We start from the raw sequence: 15,364 nt of genomic DNA, 5'->3' as shown, positions 1-15,364 counted from the left end.
GTAGTCGATCAGGGCCGGAAACCATCCCTTACCCGCTCGCCTGGGCCTTCACCCCCAGGTACGCCGCGTCGGCAGAGCAATGCTCTATGCGTCCCGCGTTCGCCTGATTAGAGTAAGTGAGCACTGATACCGAGGAGTCGAAGTGAACCTTGCTGACTACCGGCGTGCAGCCAGGGCCTGGCTGGAGGAGAACGCTCCGCACGGCGATCCGCCCGGGACGGACGCCATCTCCAGGGCCAAGGAGTTCATGGCCAAGCTCTACGACGCCGGCTACTCCGGCATCACCTGGCCCGCGCAATGGGGCGGCCAGGGGCTGACGCAGGCGGAGGAGCGCGCCTTCGCCGCCGAGGCCCGCGACTACACCCTGCCCACCTACGTCTTCTCGATCGGCCTCGGGATGACCGGCCCGACCCTCGTCGACCGGGGCACCGACGCCCAGCGCGAACGGTTCGTCCGCCCGCTCCTGCGCGGCGAGGAGATCTGGTGCCAGCTCTTCTCCGAGCCGGGCGCGGGCAGCGACGTCGCCAGCCTGCAGACCAAGGCCGAGCGCGACGGCGACCACTGGGTGGTCAACGGCCAGAAGGTGTGGACCTCGGTGGCCCACCACGCCGACTGGGGGCTGCTGCTGGCCCGCACCGACGTGGAGGTGCCCAAGCACAAGGGCCTCACCATGTTCGTGGTGGACATGCACCACCCGGGCGTGACCGTACGCCCGCTGAAGGACATGTCCGGCCGGTCCAACTTCAACGAGATCTACTTCGACAACGTGATCATCCCCGACGAGCACCGCGTCGGCGAGGTCAACGACGGCTGGAGCGTGGCCGTCACGACGCTGCTGCACGAGCGGCTGTCGATCTCCGCGGGCGTCGGCATGGGCGGCTCGAAGGACCACCCGGCCTCCGTGGAGGCGCTGCGCAAGGTCCTCGACACGAGCGATCCACTGGTCCGCGACCAGCTCGTCGAGCTGCACATCCGCAGCCGCGCGCTGGCCCTGTTCAACCAGCGCCTGTCCCAGGAGACCAAGGCCGGCATCTTCCCCGGCGCGCGGGGGAGCGGCGCCAAGCTGCTGCTGGCCGAGCTCACGATGTTCCAGGCGGACCTCGCCACCCAGCTCGTCGGGCCGGAGACGGCGCTGGCCGACCATCCGCTCGCCCAGGCCCTGTCCATCGCGCCCGGCATGGCGCTCGGCGGCGGCACCAACGAGATCATGCGCAACATCGTGGGCGACCGCGTGCTCGGGCTGCCGCCGGAGCCGCGGGTGGACAAGAACGTGCCGTTCAAGGACCTGAAGGTGGGGACGCAGGCGTGAAGCTCGTACTCGGCGAAGAGCAGCGGCAGCTCCAGGAGTCCGTCAGGTCCTTCCTGGGGTCGGCCTCGCCGCTGCGCAAGGCCCGCGAGGGCTACGACCCGCAGGTCTACGCCCGGCTGAACGGCGAGCTGGGCCTGTCCGGCCTGATCATCCCCGAGGAGTACGGCGGCGCCGGCGCCGGTCTCACCGAGCTGTCGGTCGCGCTGGAGGAGACCGGCGCCGCGCTGCTGCCGGGACCGTTCCTCGCCACCGCGTTCGCCGCGATCGCCCTGACCGCGACGCCCGACAAGGAGCTGCTGTCCGGCATCGCCGACGGCCGCCTCGCCGCCACCCTGGGCCTGCCCGCCGGCGACGCGCTCACCTGCGACGGCACGTCCGTCAGCGGGCGGCTCGCGCAGGTGCTGAGCGGCATGGAGGCCGACGTGCTGGTCACGCCCGCGACCGCGGCCGACGGCGGCGCGGTCATGGTCGCCGTCGAGCTGACCGCCCCCGGAGTCACCAGGACCGCCCTCGACGCCCTCGACCTCACGCGCGGCCAGGCCGAGATCGTCCTCGACGGCGCGCCCTGCCGGGTGCTCGGCCCCCGCAGGGACGACGGCGTCATGGACCGGGTGTGCGTCGCGCTCGCCGCCGAGCAGCTCGGCGTCATGCGGGCCGCGCTCGACGCCATCGTCGCCTACGCCAAGATCCGCGTCGCCTTCGGCCGCTACATCGGCTCCTACCAGGGGGTCAAGCACAAGCTCGCCGACATGCACAACAAGCTCGAACAGGCCGAGTCCATCGTCAGGTACGCCGCCTGGGCCGCCGACGAGGCCCCGGACGAGCTGCCGGAGGCCGCCGCGCTCGCCCAGGCGTACATCGGCCGCGCCTGCTTCGAGGTCGCCCGCGACCACCTGTTGCTGCACGGCGGAATCGGATACACCTGGGAGCACGACGCTCACCTGTTCTACAAGCGGGCCAAGACCGACGAGGTGCTGCTCGGCCCGCCCCGGATCCACCGTGCCCGACTCGCGGAGCTCCTGGAGCTGTGATGGACTTCGACAAGACTCCCGGTTTCTACGCCATCGCCGCCGCACACCCCGACCGCCTGGCCGTCATCGACACCGACGGCACCCGCACCACCTACGGCGAGCTGCTCACCCGCGTCAACCAGGTCTCGCACGGCCTGCGCGCCCGCGGGCTCGGCGTCGGCGACGTGGTGGCGGGCGTGCTGCCCAACGGCATCGACGCGGTCGTCATGCTCATGGCCACCGGCCAGCTCGGCCTCTACTACGTGCCGATCAACTGGCACCTGACCGAGGCCGAGGTGGCGTACATCCTGCGCGACTGCGACGCCAAGGTCGTCGTCACCGGCCCCGACCACCAGGTGCCCGGCGCCGAGGTCGGCACGGCCGGGCTCGCCGCGGGGCAGCCGGGCGACGCGCCCGCCGACCGGACCAGCGGCGCGGTCATGTGGTACACCTCCGGCACCACCGGCTTCCCGAAGGGCGTCCAGCGGTCGCTGCCGGGCGCCGAGCCGGAGGCGATCGTGCCGCTGTACGCGTGGTTCTTCGGCGAGGTCGTGGACCTCAGGCCGGGCGACGAGACCCACCTCGTGACCTCGCCGATGTACCACTCCGCGCCGTGCGCGCACACCCAGTTCGCGCTGCACTTCGGGCACACCGTGGTGATCACCCCGCGGTTCGACCCGGAGAACATCCTGGAGCTGGTCCAGCGATACCGGGTGACCAACGCGATGATGGTGCCGACGATGTTCCACCGGATGCTCCAGCTCCCGGAGGACGTACGCGCCAAGTACGACGTCTCCAGCCTGCGCCAGGTCATCCACACCGCGGCGGCCTGCCCGGTCGCGGTCAAGCAGCAGATCATGGACTGGTGGGGGCCGGTGCTCTACGAGTACTACGGCTCCACCGAGTCCACGATCGCCTTCGCCGTCAAGCCGCACGACTGGCTGGCGCGGCCCGGCACGGTCGGCCGGCCCGCGCCCACGTTCGAGGCGAAGATCCTCGACGAGGACGGCGAGGAGCTGCCGCCCGGCGAGCCCGGCATGATCTACGTCAAGTCCACGATGGGCCGCTTCGAGTACCGCAAGGACCCGGCGAAGACCGCCGCCAGCATGCGCGGCGAGTGGTACACACCGGGCGACATCGGCTATCTCGACGAGGACGGCTTCCTGTTCCTGTGCGACCGGCGCACCGACCTCATCGTCTCCGGCGGGGTGAACATCTACCCGGCCGAGATCGAGGCCGCGCTCCTGGAGCACCCGGCCGTGGCGGACGTGGCCGTCATCGGCGTGCCCGACGAGGAGTGGGGGCACAACGTGGTCGCGCTCGTCCAGCCGGCCGAGGGCGTCGAGGCGGGTCCCGAGCTGACCGCCGAGCTGCTGGAGCACTGCGGGCCGCGCATCGCCAGGTTCAAGCACCCGAAGGTCGTCGAGTACCGCGAGCTGCTGCCGCGCACCCCCACGGGCAAGCTGTCGCGTTCGAAGGTGCGTGCCGAGTACCTGGACGGAACGGCATAGGCACTACTCCGGGCCCGGCCGCCCGCCGGGCCCGGACCGGCCGCCGGCCGCGCGGCGGTAGCGCTCCGCCAGCCGCCCCACGGCCTCGGCCAGCTCCGGCGGGTCGAGCACCTCGAAGTCCTCGCGGATGAACCCGACCCAGACCGCCAGCCCTTCGAGGTCGTCGCCGCCGACCTCCACCAGGCAGCTCGCCTCGTCGCGCGGGCGCGCCTCCATGCCCAGCCTCGCGAGGTAGCCGAGCCGCCCGGCCGGGGCGTGCACGAGCAGCGTCGCCCGGTGGCGCACCATCGCCGTGGTGACGCCGTGCTCCACGTAGGCCGCCACGTCGCCGTCCGCCGGCAGCTCGCGCGGGACGAACCGGGGGCCGCCGGGGGTGCGCGGCCGGATCCGGTCCACCCGGAACGTACGCCAGTCGCGCCGCTCGACGTCGTACGCCACCAGGTACCAGCGGCCCCGCCGGTGCACCAGCCGGTGCGGCTCGACGTCGCGCACGGTGTCGTCGCCGTCGTGACCGGTGTAGTCGAAGCGCAGGCGCTCGTGGTCGCGGGCCGCGTTCGCGATCGTGGTCAGCAGCTCGGGCGGCACGGCGGGCGCGCCGGGAATCGGGTACGCGGCCTGCACGGTGTAGGAGTTGAGCGCCTGCACCCGGCGGCGCAGCCGCGCCGGCAGCACCTGCTCCAGCTTGGCCAGCGCGCGCACCGACGTCTCCTCGATGCCCTCGACGCCGCCGCCCGCCGCCCGGCCGAGCCCGACGGCCACCGCCACGGCCTCCTCGTCGTCGAGCAGCAGCGGTGGCAGCGCGGCGCCCGCGCCGAGCCGGTAGCCGCCCGCGACGCCCGGCGTGGCGTGCACCGGGTAGCCGAGCGCGCGCAGCCGCTCCACGTCGTTGCGGATGGTCCGGGTCGAGACCCCGAGCCGGGAGGCCAGCTCGGGGCCGGACCACTCGCGGTGCGCCTGGAGGAGCGAGAGCAGCTTGAGCAGGCGGGCGGAGGTTTCCAGCATGACGCCCAGTCTGCCCGCTCTCGCGGAAGGAACCGTTCCTTGTTCAGAACAGCTTCTGCGCCTGCTGCACGACGGTCAGCACGGTCAGCGTGCCGAAGAACGCGACCGACCAGACCAGCGCCCCCAGCCGGTACGACCGCACCCTGATCTCCCTGGGCAGGGCCCGCCGGTTGAGCACGATCAGCAGGATCGAGTACACGAACATCATCACGGCCGCGAAGCTCGCCGAGAACACCAGCAGGATCAGCGGCTGGTCGAAGCCCAGCAGCAGGATCACGACGCCGACCAGCACCAGCGCCCACACGGTCAGGAAGTAGACCCGGTTGACCGACACCGGCCGGTCGCGCAGGTAGACGGTCTTGATCGTGTCGGAGGCGAGCCGCGAGGTGTAGTCGACGATGCCCATCGCCGAGGCGAACAGCGCCAGCGCGCCGATCACCCAGAACAGCACGCCGAACCACGCGCCGACGGCCTCCTGCAGCGCCCGGCCCTCCACCTCCAGGAAGCCGATGCTGTTCTGCAGCCCCTCCCGGCCGAAGACGGTCGAGTACGCCAGCATCGACATCAGGGCGATCGTCACGAACGACACCAGGGCGAACGTCCACGCCTGCTCGACGTTGGCGAAGCGCCACCACCGCCGCCAGCGGGCCAGGTTGCCCTCGGTCGGGGCGAACTGGTAGCCCGTCGTGGGCGCCGCCTCCTCCTGGCCGGTGACCGGGCTGACCAGGCGGGGGACGTACAGGCCCATGCCGAAGCCCTTGTCGCGGATCCAGTTGCTCTGGCACAGGTTCTGGCCGCCGCCGGCGCCCGCGTACGCGATGGCGCCCATGAGCACCGCGAACTCCAGCTCGGGCACCGGGAACCCGGCGTTCACGGTCATGCCCTTGCCCAGCTCGACCCAGCTGTCGGCGGTGATGGCGAACAGCACCGCCACCACGATCAGCGTCACGACCAGGGCGATCTTGAGGAAGATCACCCGTTCGAGCAGCGTGTAGATCACCGGCGCCAGGGTCAGGCCGAGCGCGATCAGCAGCAGCATGCCGATCGCGATCCACCGGACGCTGCCCGCACCCGTCCCGGTGAGGTACGTGACCATGGTCGCCGAGCTGGTCACCCAGCCCGGCCACAGGTTGGAGCAGAGCGTCATGAGGACGAAGACCAGGCCCCAGTGCCGCCACATGCGGCTGAAGCCGGTGAGCGCGGTCTCGCCGGTGGCGAGCGTGTAGCGCTCGATCTCCATGTTGATGAACCACTGCGTGATGATGCCGATCGCCGCGCCCCAGACGAAGATCAATCCGACTTGGGAGGCGATGTACGGCCAGAGGATGAACTCGCCCGACGCCAGGCCGACGCCCGCGCCCACCAGGCCGGGGCCGATGACGCGCCAGGTGGATCGGGGTGGTTCGGGCAGGTCGCGGACGGTGACGGGGGGTAGGACTCGCGCAGGAACGGTGGGGGTGAATTCCGCCATGCGGATCTCCTTGCTCGGCGTGCCTCACCGATCACCTTACAAAGACCGCCAACGGGGGTGAAGTGGTCAGTGAACCCACACTTCGTACTCGCCCCGATCGGTGAACCCGATGACCTCGCCGCCCGCGCCCATGAGCCCGCCGAGCGCCGTGCGCACCGCCGCGCGCCACTCCGCGGCCGTGCCGGGGTCGGTGCGGCGCAGCTCCTCGACGTCGGGCGGGGTGCCGACGAGCACCACCTCGCCGCCCGCGAGGTGGAAGACCGGGCGGCCGTCCTCGCAGGCCAGGAGCGCGCGCGGCGGATCGTCCACGGTGGGCGCGTCCGCCGCCGCCCGGCGGTCCTGGTCGACCTGCCACACCGCGAGCAGCCGGTCGGAGGCGTCGCCCTCGTTGATCGCGTCCGCCATCGTCCCGTAGAAGTCCTTCAGGTACTCCTCCGGGCGGGCGCCCAGCTTGACCAGGTTGAAGTGGGCGTTGCGGCGGACCAGCGGGTCGAAGGTCCAGGTGATCCGCCGCAGCCCGCGCTTCCTGCACCAGTCGCGCTGGTGGAGCTTCAGCGCGTAGCCGACGCCGCGGCCCGCCGCCGCGCCCGTGACGTGCGAGTGCAGCGTGCGGTCGGCCGCCAGGAACCCGACGGACGCGCCGACCAGCGTGCCGCCCTCGTAGGCCCCCGCCACGTAGCCGCCGCCGTGCGCGAAGCCGATCATCAACTCCAGCGGGACGGGCACGTTGCGCGGCTCAGGATGCCAGATGTCGTCGAACAGCCGGTTGACCTGCTGGAACTCGTCGATCTCCGACAGCTCCCTGATCACGACGCCGGCCCTGGCCGCCGCCTGCTCGCTCGCGGGTGTCATGTTCTCAGCTCAGCAGTTCGCCGAAGAGCCGGTGCACGTTGCCGCCGATGATCTTCTCGACGTCCTTCTCCGGCAGGCCGCGGGTGAGCAGCCCTTCGGTGACCAGGGGCAGACCCTCCGGCCCGGCCAGGCCGGGGACCGTCGCCTTCGGGTCCACGCCGCGGTCGTTCTCGCCCTCGCAGAACGGCGGCAGCAGGTCGTCGTAGACCTCCTTGACGAAGTCGGGGCCGAGGCCGACGTGGTCGACGCCGGCCACCCCGGCGATGTGCTCGATGTGGTCGAGCAGGCGGTCGAGCGTGTAGCCGGCCGGCTGCTCGGCCAGGAAGGGGGCGAAGAAGTTGACGCAGATCACGCCCCCGGTCGCGGCCACCCCGCGCAGCTGCTCGTCGGTGAGGTTGCGGTGGTGGTCGCGCAGCGCGCGGGCCGCGGAGTGGGTGGCCATGACCGGCCTGGTGGCCAGCTCCAGGACGTGCGCGACGCCCGAGGCGCCGAGGTGGGAGACGTCGAAGATGATGCCGAGCCGCTCCATCTCCGCGAGGACGGCGACGCCGTGCGAGGTCAGGCCGCTGCCGGTGGCGTCCTCGGCGCTGCCGTCGGCCAGCGGAGTGCGGCCGAAGTGCGCGATGGACGCCACCCGTACGCCCAGCCGGTGCATCGTCGGGATCAGCTCGACGCTGGCGTCCAGGCCCGGCATGCTCTCCAGCGCCAGCACCAGCGCGATCCTGCCCGACTCCAGCGCCGCGTCGATCTCGCGGGCGTCGCGGCAGAGCGCGACCCGGTCGGCGTTGCCCTCGGCGATCACGTGGGCGCACTCGATCATCCGCAGGGTCTGCCGCAAGGCGCCCTCGGGGCGGTACTGGTCGTCGATGAAGACCGGCAGGACCTGCAGGTCGACGCCGCCCGCCGTGAGCTGCGGCAGCCAGCGCTCGCGGAAGAACGACGACCACACGTGCGGCGGGCGGGCGGAGACGGCCATCAGCAGGTCGTTGTGCGTGTCGGCGACGACGGCGCGCTGGTGCAAGGGGTGAAGCGTCATGCTCGGACGTTACCGTGCCGGGACCGGCCGGTAGGCGCCGCCCGGCGCCTTGCCCGTGAGCCTGCGGTAGAGCGTCGTCGGGCCCGGCCAGTTGTTGGTGACGCGGCCTTCGGTCGTTTTGTACCAGCTCTGGCAGCCGCCGCCCCACACCATGCGGTCCATGGCGGCGTCGAGCTGCCGGGTCCAGGCCGCCATCACCTCGGGGCGCACCTCGATCGGGCCCTGCTCGGCCAGCCGGGGCAGGCAGGCCATGATGTGGGCGACCTGGCATTCGAGCATGAAGATGATCGAGTTGTGGCCGAGGTTGGTGTTGGGGCCGTACAGCAGGAACATGTTGGGGAACTCCGGCACCGAGATGCCGAGATAGGCCTCCGCGCCGTTCGCCCACCGCTCGCTCAGTGAGCGGCCGGAGCGGCCGGTGATCTCCATCGGGGTCAGGAACTCCGTGCTCCTGAACCCGGTCGCGTAGACGATCGTGTCGACCTCGCGCAGCCCCTCGGTGGTCTCGACGCCGCGCGGGCCGATGCGGACGATCTTGTCGGTGATCACGTCCACGTTGTCCCTGGTGAGGGCGGGGTAGAAGCGGCTGTCGATGACCACGCGCTTGCAGCCGGGCGGGTAGTCGGGGATGAGCTTGGCGCGCAGCTCCGGCTCCGGCACCTGCTCGTACAGGTGGCCGAGCGCCCGCTTGCGCAGCAGGCCGGTGCTCCAGCCCTGGGCCAGCGCGGGGTAGAGGGTGGCCTCGGCGTACCGGTAGATCCACTCGCGGTAGGCCCGCTGCAGGCCGGGGACGTAGTGGAGGGCGAGCTTGGTCAGCGGGCCGAACGTGGCGTCCGGCTTCGGGATCACCCAGTTGGGGGTGCGCTGGAAGACGTGCAGCCGCGCGGCCCGCTCGGCGACGGGCGGGATGAGCTGGGCCGCCGACGAGCCGGTGCCGATCACGGCGACCTGCCTGCCGGTGAGGTCGTGGTCGTGGTTCCAGCGGGCGGAGTGGAAGGAGACGCCCGCGAAGTCCGACATTCCGGGGATGTCGGGGAGGTGGGGGCGGTTGAGCTGGCCGACGCTCACCACCATGACGTCGAACGCCTCCGTCCGCTCGTCCCCGTCCGGCCCGGCGGCGGTGATCTGCCACTGACGGCCGTCGAACGCCGCGCTCCTGACCTCGTTGCGGAACCTGATTTTTCGCCGTACGTCGTATTTGTCGGCGCAGTGCTGCAGATAGCCGAGGATTTCCGGCTGGTCCGGGTAACGACGGGTCCAGCTCGCGTACTTCTCGAAGGAGTAGGAATACAGGTGGGACGGGATGTCGCAGCCCGCCCCGGGATAACTGTTGTCGCGCCAGGTCCCGCCGAGGTCGTCCGCCTTCTCGAAGATCGTGTACGCGCGGATGCCGGCCCTTTCCAGCCGGATCGCCATGCACAGTCCGCCGAAGCCGGCTCCGATGATCGCGACGCTTGGTGCCATGCCACCCTCCGCCTGTCAGTGTCCACTTACATTACGCCGAACGTCGTTTCGCCGCGACCCTCCCGGAGGCCGATAGTCTTCGCAGGTGGCTGCTGTGACGTTGACGGACGTGATCGGAGTGCTCGAGGCGGCCTACCCGCCCGCCCGGGCCGAGTCGTGGGACGCCGTGGGGCTGGTGTGCGGCGATCCCGATCAGGAGGTGCGGCGGGTGCTGCTCGCCGTCGACCCCGTCGCGGCCGTGGCCGAGGAGGCCCTGGAGTGGGGCGCCGACCTCATCGTCGTCCACCACCCCCTCTACCTGCGCGGCACCACGAGCGTGGCCGCCACCACGCCCAAGGGACGGCTGATCCACACCCTGATCAGGCGCGGCGTCGCCCTCTACACCGCCCACACCAACGCCGACGTCGCCAACCCCGGCGTCTCCGACGCGCTGGCCCGCGCCGTCGGGCTGACCGGCGACCTGGTGCCGCTGCGGCCCTTCCCCGACGACCCGTGGCGCGGCCTCGGCCGCATCGGCGAGCTGTCCGAGCCGACGACGCTGGGCGAGTTCGCGGCGCGGGCGGCCGAGGGGCTGCCCCGCACGGCCTGGGGCATCAGGGTGGCGGGCGAGCTCTCCCGGCCGGTGCGCCGGGTCGCGGTCAGCGGGGGAGCGGGCGACTCCCTGCTCGGCGCCGCCGCCGAGGCCGGCGTCGACGTGTTCCTGACCGCCGACCTGCGCCACCATCCGGCCAGCGAGTTCGTCGAGTCGGGCGGGCCCGCGCTCATCGACGCCGCGCACTGGGCGACCGAGTGGCCGTGGCTGGAGAGCGCGGCGTCCATCCTGCACGCCAGTGGCGTTACCGTTGAGACGCGTGTCTCCGCCACGGTCACCGATGCTTGGACAAGAGGATATTGATCATGAAAGCTGCGCCTGACGCCCAGAAGAGATTGCTCGACCTGGCAGAGCTCGACTCCGTGGCGGACCGGCTGGCCCATCGCCGCCGCACCCTGCCCGAGCTGGCCGAGATCGACGAGAGCTCCAAGCAGTACGCCAGGCTCGCCACCCAGGTCATCGAAGCCGAGACCGAGGCTGGCGACCTCGCCCGCGAGCAGGCCAAGGCAGAGAGCGACGTCGACGCCGTACGCACCCGCGCCGACCGCGACCAGAAGCGCCTCGACTCCGGCGCCGTGACCTCCCCGCGCGACCTGGCGAGCCTGCAGTCCGAGATCGCCTCGCTGCACAGGCGTCAGGGCGACCTGGAGGAGGTCGTGCTGGAGATCATGGAGCGGCGCGAGGCCGCCGACAGCAAGGTGCGCGACCTGGTGGCCAGGCGCGACGAGACCGCCGCCGCGCGGTCGGCCGCCGAGGACCGCCGCGACGCCGCGCTGAAGGAGATCGACAAGGAGGCGGCCGACGTCCAGGGCCGCCGCACCGGCGTCGCCGCCGAGATCCCCGCCGACCTGCTCAAGCTCTACGAGAAGCTCAGGGAGCAGTACGGCGTCGGCGCGGCCATGCTCCGCCACGGGCGCTGCCAGGGCTGCAAGGTCGCTCTGTCCATCGCCGAGATGAACCGCATCAAGGCCGCACCCCACGACGAGGTGCTCCGGTGCGAGGAGTGCCGGCGGATCCTCGTCCGCACCCCAGAGTCCGGCCTGTGAGTCACTACGTCATCGAGGCCGACGGCGGCTCGCGCGGCAACCCCGGCCCGGCCGGCTACGGCGCGGTCGTCAAGGACGCGGCGAGCGGCCAGGTGCTCGCCGAGGCCGCCGAGGCGATCGGCGTCACCACCAACAACGTGGCCGAATACCGCGGGCTCATCGCCGGGCTCCAGGCCGTGCTGCGGGTGGGCGGCGAGGGCGCGGCCGTCGCCGTCAGGATGGACTCCAAGCTGGTCGTCGAGCAGATGGCCGGCCGCTGGAAGATCAAGAACGAAGGGCTGCGGCCGCTCGCCTCCGAGGCGGGGGCGCTGGTGCGGCGGCTGCGGGTCACGGAGTGGACCTGGATCCCGCGCGAGCGCAACAAGCACGCCGACCGCCTGGCCAACGAGGCCATGGACGCCGCCGCCCAGGGGCTGCGCTGGAAGGCCGGCGGCACAAGCGACAGCGACGAACCGGGATTGCCCCCTTCCCCCTCGCCTTCGCCTTCGCAAACCGATCTCCTGGACGTCAGCAGCATCTCCGCCCCAGCCCGCGGCTCGTCGGACCTCTCCGCGCCTACCGCCTCCGTGGCCGCCGCCCAGCAGCGCACCCGGGCCGCCGGGAAGAAGGTGGAGACGGGCACTGGATGGCGTCCCCCCACCCGCGTCGCCACATCCCTGCTCCTCCTCCGCCACGGCGAGACCGAGCTCTCCCTCGAACGCCGCTTCTCCGGCCTCGGCGACCCCGAGCTCACGCCCAACGGCCTGTCCCAGGCGGAGGCCGCCGCCGTACGCCTGTCGCGGGAGCCGTACCGGCCCGACGTGATCGTCTCCTCCCCGCTGAAGCGCGCCCGCCAGACCGCCGCCGCCGTCGCCGCCCGCACCGGCCTCGACGTCGAGGTGGACGACGAGCTGAGGGAGGCCGACTTCGGCGAGTGGGAGGGACACACCTTCACGGAGATCCAGCGCCGCTGGCCTGCCGAGCTGACCGCCTGGCTCGCCGACCCGGAGGCCGCCCCGCCCGGCGGCGAAAGCTTCGCCGTGGCCGCGCGCCGCGTGCAGGCGGCGGGGGAACGCCTGGTGGAGCGGTACGAGGGCAAGACCGTCCTCGCCGTCTCCCACGTCACCCCCATCAAGATGCTCCTGCGCCTGGCACTCATGGCCCCGCTGGAGTCTCTCTACCGCATGCACCTCGACCTGGCCTGCCTGAGCCTGATCGAGTACTACGCCGACGGCCCCGCGGTCGTGAAGTCCTTCAACGACACCGCCCACCTGCGCTGACCTGACGCTCACGCGGAGCTGCGCCGGAGCTGGGGCGGAGCTGTGGCCGTGCCGGGGTCCGCCAAGGCCCCGGCACGGCCGCCTGCGCATCGCCCCCCTCAGGCGATGACCTGCCCATTCCATCGGAGCGATCTTGCGGCTGAGTTGAGAACGGCTTGAAACTGATAGCCTGTGCCAGACGAGTCGGCCGGGCGACCGCGTCGGGCTCCCAGCGGGCCCGCCGAGGAAGGTCCGGGCTCCACAGGGCAGGGTGGTCGGTAACACCGACCCGGGGTGACCCGCGGGACAGTGCCACAGAAAGCAAACCGCCTCCCGCACGCCGGGAGGTAAGGGTGAAAGGGTGGTGTAAGAGACCACCAGCGCCCACGGCGACGTGGGCGGCTAGGTAAACCCCACCCGGAGCAAGGTCAAGAAGGAACGCTTCTCGGAGCGTTCCGCGCGCGACGTTCGAGGGCTGCCCGCCCGAGCCGCGCGGGTAGACCGCTCGAGGCCGCCGGCAACGACGGCCCTAGATGGATGGTCGCCCCTTCACACGAAGGACAGAACCCGGCCTACAGGCCGACTCGTCACCCCATCAACCCCTGTGACCTGCACCGCAGCCACTCTCAAGATCCGCCAAGGCACTTTCCGGGCACATTCAGCGCTGACTTGAACGCCTTGTCCAGGGCATCACGGGCGCACCCGGTCGCCTCCGGGATCAGATGGCCGCACAAGTCCACAGTCGTGGTGATGGACTTGTGCCCCAGCCAGCGGGACACCTCGGAGATCGGGACGCTTTCGGCCAGGGCGGTGCTCGCGAAGGTATGGCGTAGATCGTGAAAGGTCACGTCCCCGGCAAGGCCGGCGACCGCCAGGGCGGGTTTCCAGCTCCTCTTGTCGAAGTAATCGCGTCGCAACTGGGTGCCCCGACCGGTTCGGCACAGCACGCCATCCGAGGCAAGCCCGAACCGCTTGGCGTGCTGGTCGATCGCTGCCGCGACGAAGCCGGGCATGGGCACGTCTCGCAACGACGCGGAGGTCTTCGGCAGGCCGAACTGCGGTCGTCGACTGATGACCACAACCTGCCGATATCCTAATCATGCCTTCGTCGCCGTACACCCGGTCCAGGGAAGGACCCATGCAGTGTGGCGCTCCGCGCAGCTTCGCGGTTGATACGGAAGGATGACGGACCATGTCGATCGCTGCATCGAGGAGTCCGCGTTGGCTTCGCCGAACAGTTGTCGTGATGGTGCCGCTACTTCTGCTCTACGCGCTCTTCAAGACGCCTGTGTGGATCCACGACCATCAGTTATCCCAGCTTGTGGACCGACTCGTAGAGTACCAGCCGCCACCCGGCGGCTCGCGACCCGCCTTCTACGGCCCGCAATCAAGAGTAAGCGGCGACTCGGGCGACTGTACATTCCACACCCGCTTTGACCTGGTCACGGATAGGCCGGTCGACGAGGTGGTGAAGCATTACGAGGCCGCCAAGATCGCTGACGGTGACGAGCGCTATTCCGAACTCTCGATCGGCGCCTGGGTGCAACACGGCTACCAGCAGCCGACGAGGCAAGAGGCCGGATATGAGTACCAGACCGTGATCGTCGACGTGGACATCGAATACTACGGAAGGCCTCTCTGGGATCCCCGCTGCTGGTGAAATTTGACTTCGGGCGTGCCACGCGCGTTAGGGCGCAGGCGGACGCAGCCGACCCCGAGAAGTGTGATGGGCTGAGAGCCCAAAGGGGAGCCAGACCGGGAGCCACCCAGGCTGCACGAGCACGAACAGGTCTGAACCCGATTGATCGACCTGACCTCGTACCCGAACCAGCGTGAACTCGCAACGAGCCTCCCCGAGGTCGGCGTGACGATCGTCCCCCCTTGCCTTGATCGAGGAAAGGAGGGTGCAGGGCTCGCTATGGTGAGGCGTCCCCTCCCGCCTTCTCTCCTCCAGGAAGTGTCACGTGCTCCGTCGTCACCGTTTAGGCGTTCCCGCCTTCATAGTCACGGGCGTCTACCTCTCCGCGCTGGTCGTCGCCGTCGTGGTCGCATTGGCTGCCGGCGACCTCGGCGCGTTGTGGTGGATGACGTTGTTCGCGGCGCCGGACGCGAGCATCCAGGTGACGTGGCTGAACGTGCTCCTGCTGACCCTGGCGGGACTGGTGGTGGCCTGGGCGTTGTGGGAGTTCCTGCGGGGACCGCTGACTGGGACGTCGGCGGAGCAGGACCGGGACACATGGCGCTTGCGCGTGACGCTGTACGTCGCGGCAGCGTCAACCCTGGTCAGTCCGTTCCTGGTGAGCTGGTCCCTGTGGGGGACCGTGGTGTCGTTCGTGCCGATGGTTGGGGTCGTGCTCCTGCTCTCTCCGGTCGTGGGACGGACCCGAAGACATGTCCTCATCCTGCTGGTCTGCGGCATGCTTGGGTATGGGAGCGCCGCCGTCGGCTTGGGGTTGGCGTTGTCCGGGCACGCAGTCGGAGTTCTCGAGTTGGTCGCCGGCTTCGGGTCGTTGATCTGGAACGTGTTGGTCCTGCGGGCGCAGTGGGACAACGACCGCTTCCAGCGAGCCACTGTCAGGTACGGCATCCTCGCTCTGGTGCTGCCCCTCGTGCTCATGATGGCGGGCGGGTTGAGCGGAGTGCCGCGGGAGATCTACGACGACGTGGTGGCGGTCGCAGGTGTCCTGGCCGTGGTTTGGCTGGCCCGTTCCGCCCACGACCTCGACGCGCCCTCGGCTGTGTCGGTCGCCTCCGGGTGACGCGGTCATCAGGTACGCATCCAGACGCACAGTGTTCGATGGGGAGAAGTGGCCCCAAGACGTTGATCCAAAGC

14 protein-coding genes and 1 other RNA gene are annotated in these 15,364 nt (G+C 70.7%); 9 read left to right on the top strand and 6 right to left on the bottom strand.

Going from position 1 to position 15,364, the window contains the following annotated elements; genetic code table 11:
• Positions 1-142 precede the first annotated feature (142 nt).
• Genes ABD292_RS28310 through ABD292_RS28300 form a run of 3 tightly spaced genes read left to right on the top strand, consistent with a single transcriptional unit; the run spans position 143 to position 3,830 of the window.
• Positions 143-1,309 (top strand): acyl-CoA dehydrogenase family protein, encoded by a 1,167-nt coding sequence (locus tag ABD292_RS28310; protein ID WP_344212473.1) that lies wholly within the window; start codon positions 143-145, stop codon positions 1,307-1,309.
• Positions 1,306-2,340, top strand: a complete 1,035-nt coding sequence (locus ABD292_RS28305) for an acyl-CoA dehydrogenase family protein (RefSeq protein WP_344212471.1) — start codon at positions 1,306-1,308, stop codon at positions 2,338-2,340. Before ABD292_RS28310 ends, ABD292_RS28305 begins: the two co-directional genes overlap by 4 nt.
• The gene (locus ABD292_RS28300) at positions 2,340-3,830 is read left to right on the top strand and encodes an AMP-binding protein (protein ID WP_344212469.1); all 1,491 of its coding nucleotides are present in this window, start codon (positions 2,340-2,342) and stop codon (positions 3,828-3,830) included. Before ABD292_RS28305 ends, ABD292_RS28300 begins: the two co-directional genes overlap by 1 nt.
• A 3-nt stretch (positions 3,831-3,833) precedes the next feature.
• Here the strand turns inward: ABD292_RS28300 and ABD292_RS28295 are convergent, their stop codons facing one another.
• From ABD292_RS28295 to ABD292_RS28275, 5 genes are all read right to left on the bottom strand, one after another.
• Positions 3,834-4,832, bottom strand: a complete 999-nt coding sequence (locus tag ABD292_RS28295; protein WP_344212467.1) for a helix-turn-helix transcriptional regulator — start codon at positions 4,830-4,832, stop codon at positions 3,834-3,836.
• Positions 4,833-4,875: 43 nt separating this feature from the next.
• Positions 4,876-6,303 carry an Nramp family divalent metal transporter gene (locus ABD292_RS28290; RefSeq protein WP_344212465.1) on the bottom strand — a complete coding sequence of 476 codons (1,428 nt, stop codon included), beginning with the start codon at positions 6,301-6,303 and terminating at the stop codon, positions 4,876-4,878.
• 66 nt (positions 6,304-6,369) lie between these two features.
• On the bottom strand, positions 6,370-7,155 hold the full coding sequence (locus ABD292_RS28285; protein ID WP_344212463.1) for a GNAT family N-acetyltransferase: 786 nt from the start codon (positions 7,153-7,155) through the stop codon (positions 6,370-6,372).
• Between the two features lie 4 nt (positions 7,156-7,159).
• Complete coding sequence (locus ABD292_RS28280) at positions 7,160-8,191, bottom strand: dipeptidase (protein ID WP_344212461.1); 1,032 nt, start codon at positions 8,189-8,191, stop codon at positions 7,160-7,162.
• A 9-nt stretch (positions 8,192-8,200) separates the two neighbouring features.
• Positions 8,201-9,655 (bottom strand): flavin-containing monooxygenase, encoded by a 1,455-nt coding sequence (locus ABD292_RS28275; protein WP_344212459.1) that lies wholly within the window; start codon positions 9,653-9,655, stop codon positions 8,201-8,203.
• A 94-nt stretch (positions 9,656-9,749) separates the two neighbouring features.
• On the opposite strand from ABD292_RS28275, the gene ABD292_RS28270 reads away from it, so the two are divergent.
• The 4 genes from ABD292_RS28270 (at position 9,750) to rnpB (ending at position 13,122) form a co-directional block, all read left to right on the top strand.
• Positions 9,750-10,550, top strand: coding sequence for a Nif3-like dinuclear metal center hexameric protein (locus ABD292_RS28270; RefSeq protein WP_344212457.1), 801 nt, complete (start codon positions 9,750-9,752; stop codon positions 10,548-10,550).
• 2 nt (positions 10,551-10,552) lie between these two features.
• The gene (locus tag ABD292_RS28265) at positions 10,553-11,293 is read left to right on the top strand and encodes a zinc ribbon domain-containing protein (protein WP_344212455.1); all 741 of its coding nucleotides are present in this window, start codon (positions 10,553-10,555) and stop codon (positions 11,291-11,293) included.
• The gene (locus ABD292_RS28260) at positions 11,290-12,552 is read left to right on the top strand and encodes a bifunctional RNase H/acid phosphatase (protein WP_344212453.1); all 1,263 of its coding nucleotides are present in this window, start codon (positions 11,290-11,292) and stop codon (positions 12,550-12,552) included. Before ABD292_RS28265 ends, ABD292_RS28260 begins: the two co-directional genes overlap by 4 nt.
• A gap of 179 nt (positions 12,553-12,731) precedes the next feature.
• Positions 12,732-13,122: RNase P RNA component class A (gene rnpB, locus ABD292_RS28255), an RNA gene on the top strand.
• 35 nt (positions 13,123-13,157) lie between these two features.
• Here rnpB and ABD292_RS28250 read toward each other — a convergent pair.
• Positions 13,158-13,610, bottom strand: a complete 453-nt coding sequence (locus tag ABD292_RS28250) for a tyrosine-type recombinase/integrase (RefSeq protein WP_344212451.1) — start codon at positions 13,608-13,610, stop codon at positions 13,158-13,160.
• 113 nt (positions 13,611-13,723) lie between these two features.
• Here ABD292_RS28250 and ABD292_RS28245 point away from each other — a divergent pair, with 113 nt between their 5' ends.
• On the top strand, positions 13,724-14,191 hold the full coding sequence (locus tag ABD292_RS28245) for a hypothetical protein (RefSeq protein WP_344212449.1): 468 nt from the start codon (positions 13,724-13,726) through the stop codon (positions 14,189-14,191).
• A gap of 304 nt (positions 14,192-14,495) precedes the next feature.
• A complete protein-coding gene (locus ABD292_RS28240; protein ID WP_344212447.1) occupies positions 14,496-15,290 on the top strand; it encodes a hypothetical protein in 795 nt (264 codons plus the stop codon).
• The last annotated feature ends 74 nt before the right edge of the window (positions 15,291-15,364 follow it).

Source organism: Nonomuraea bangladeshensis, from assembly GCF_039529455.1.
Taxonomy (GTDB): Bacteria; Actinomycetota; Actinomycetes; order Streptosporangiales; family Streptosporangiaceae; genus Nonomuraea; species Nonomuraea bangladeshensis.
The sequence above is the reverse complement of the archived record's forward strand: the minus strand, read 5'-3'. Positions and strand labels throughout refer to the sequence as shown.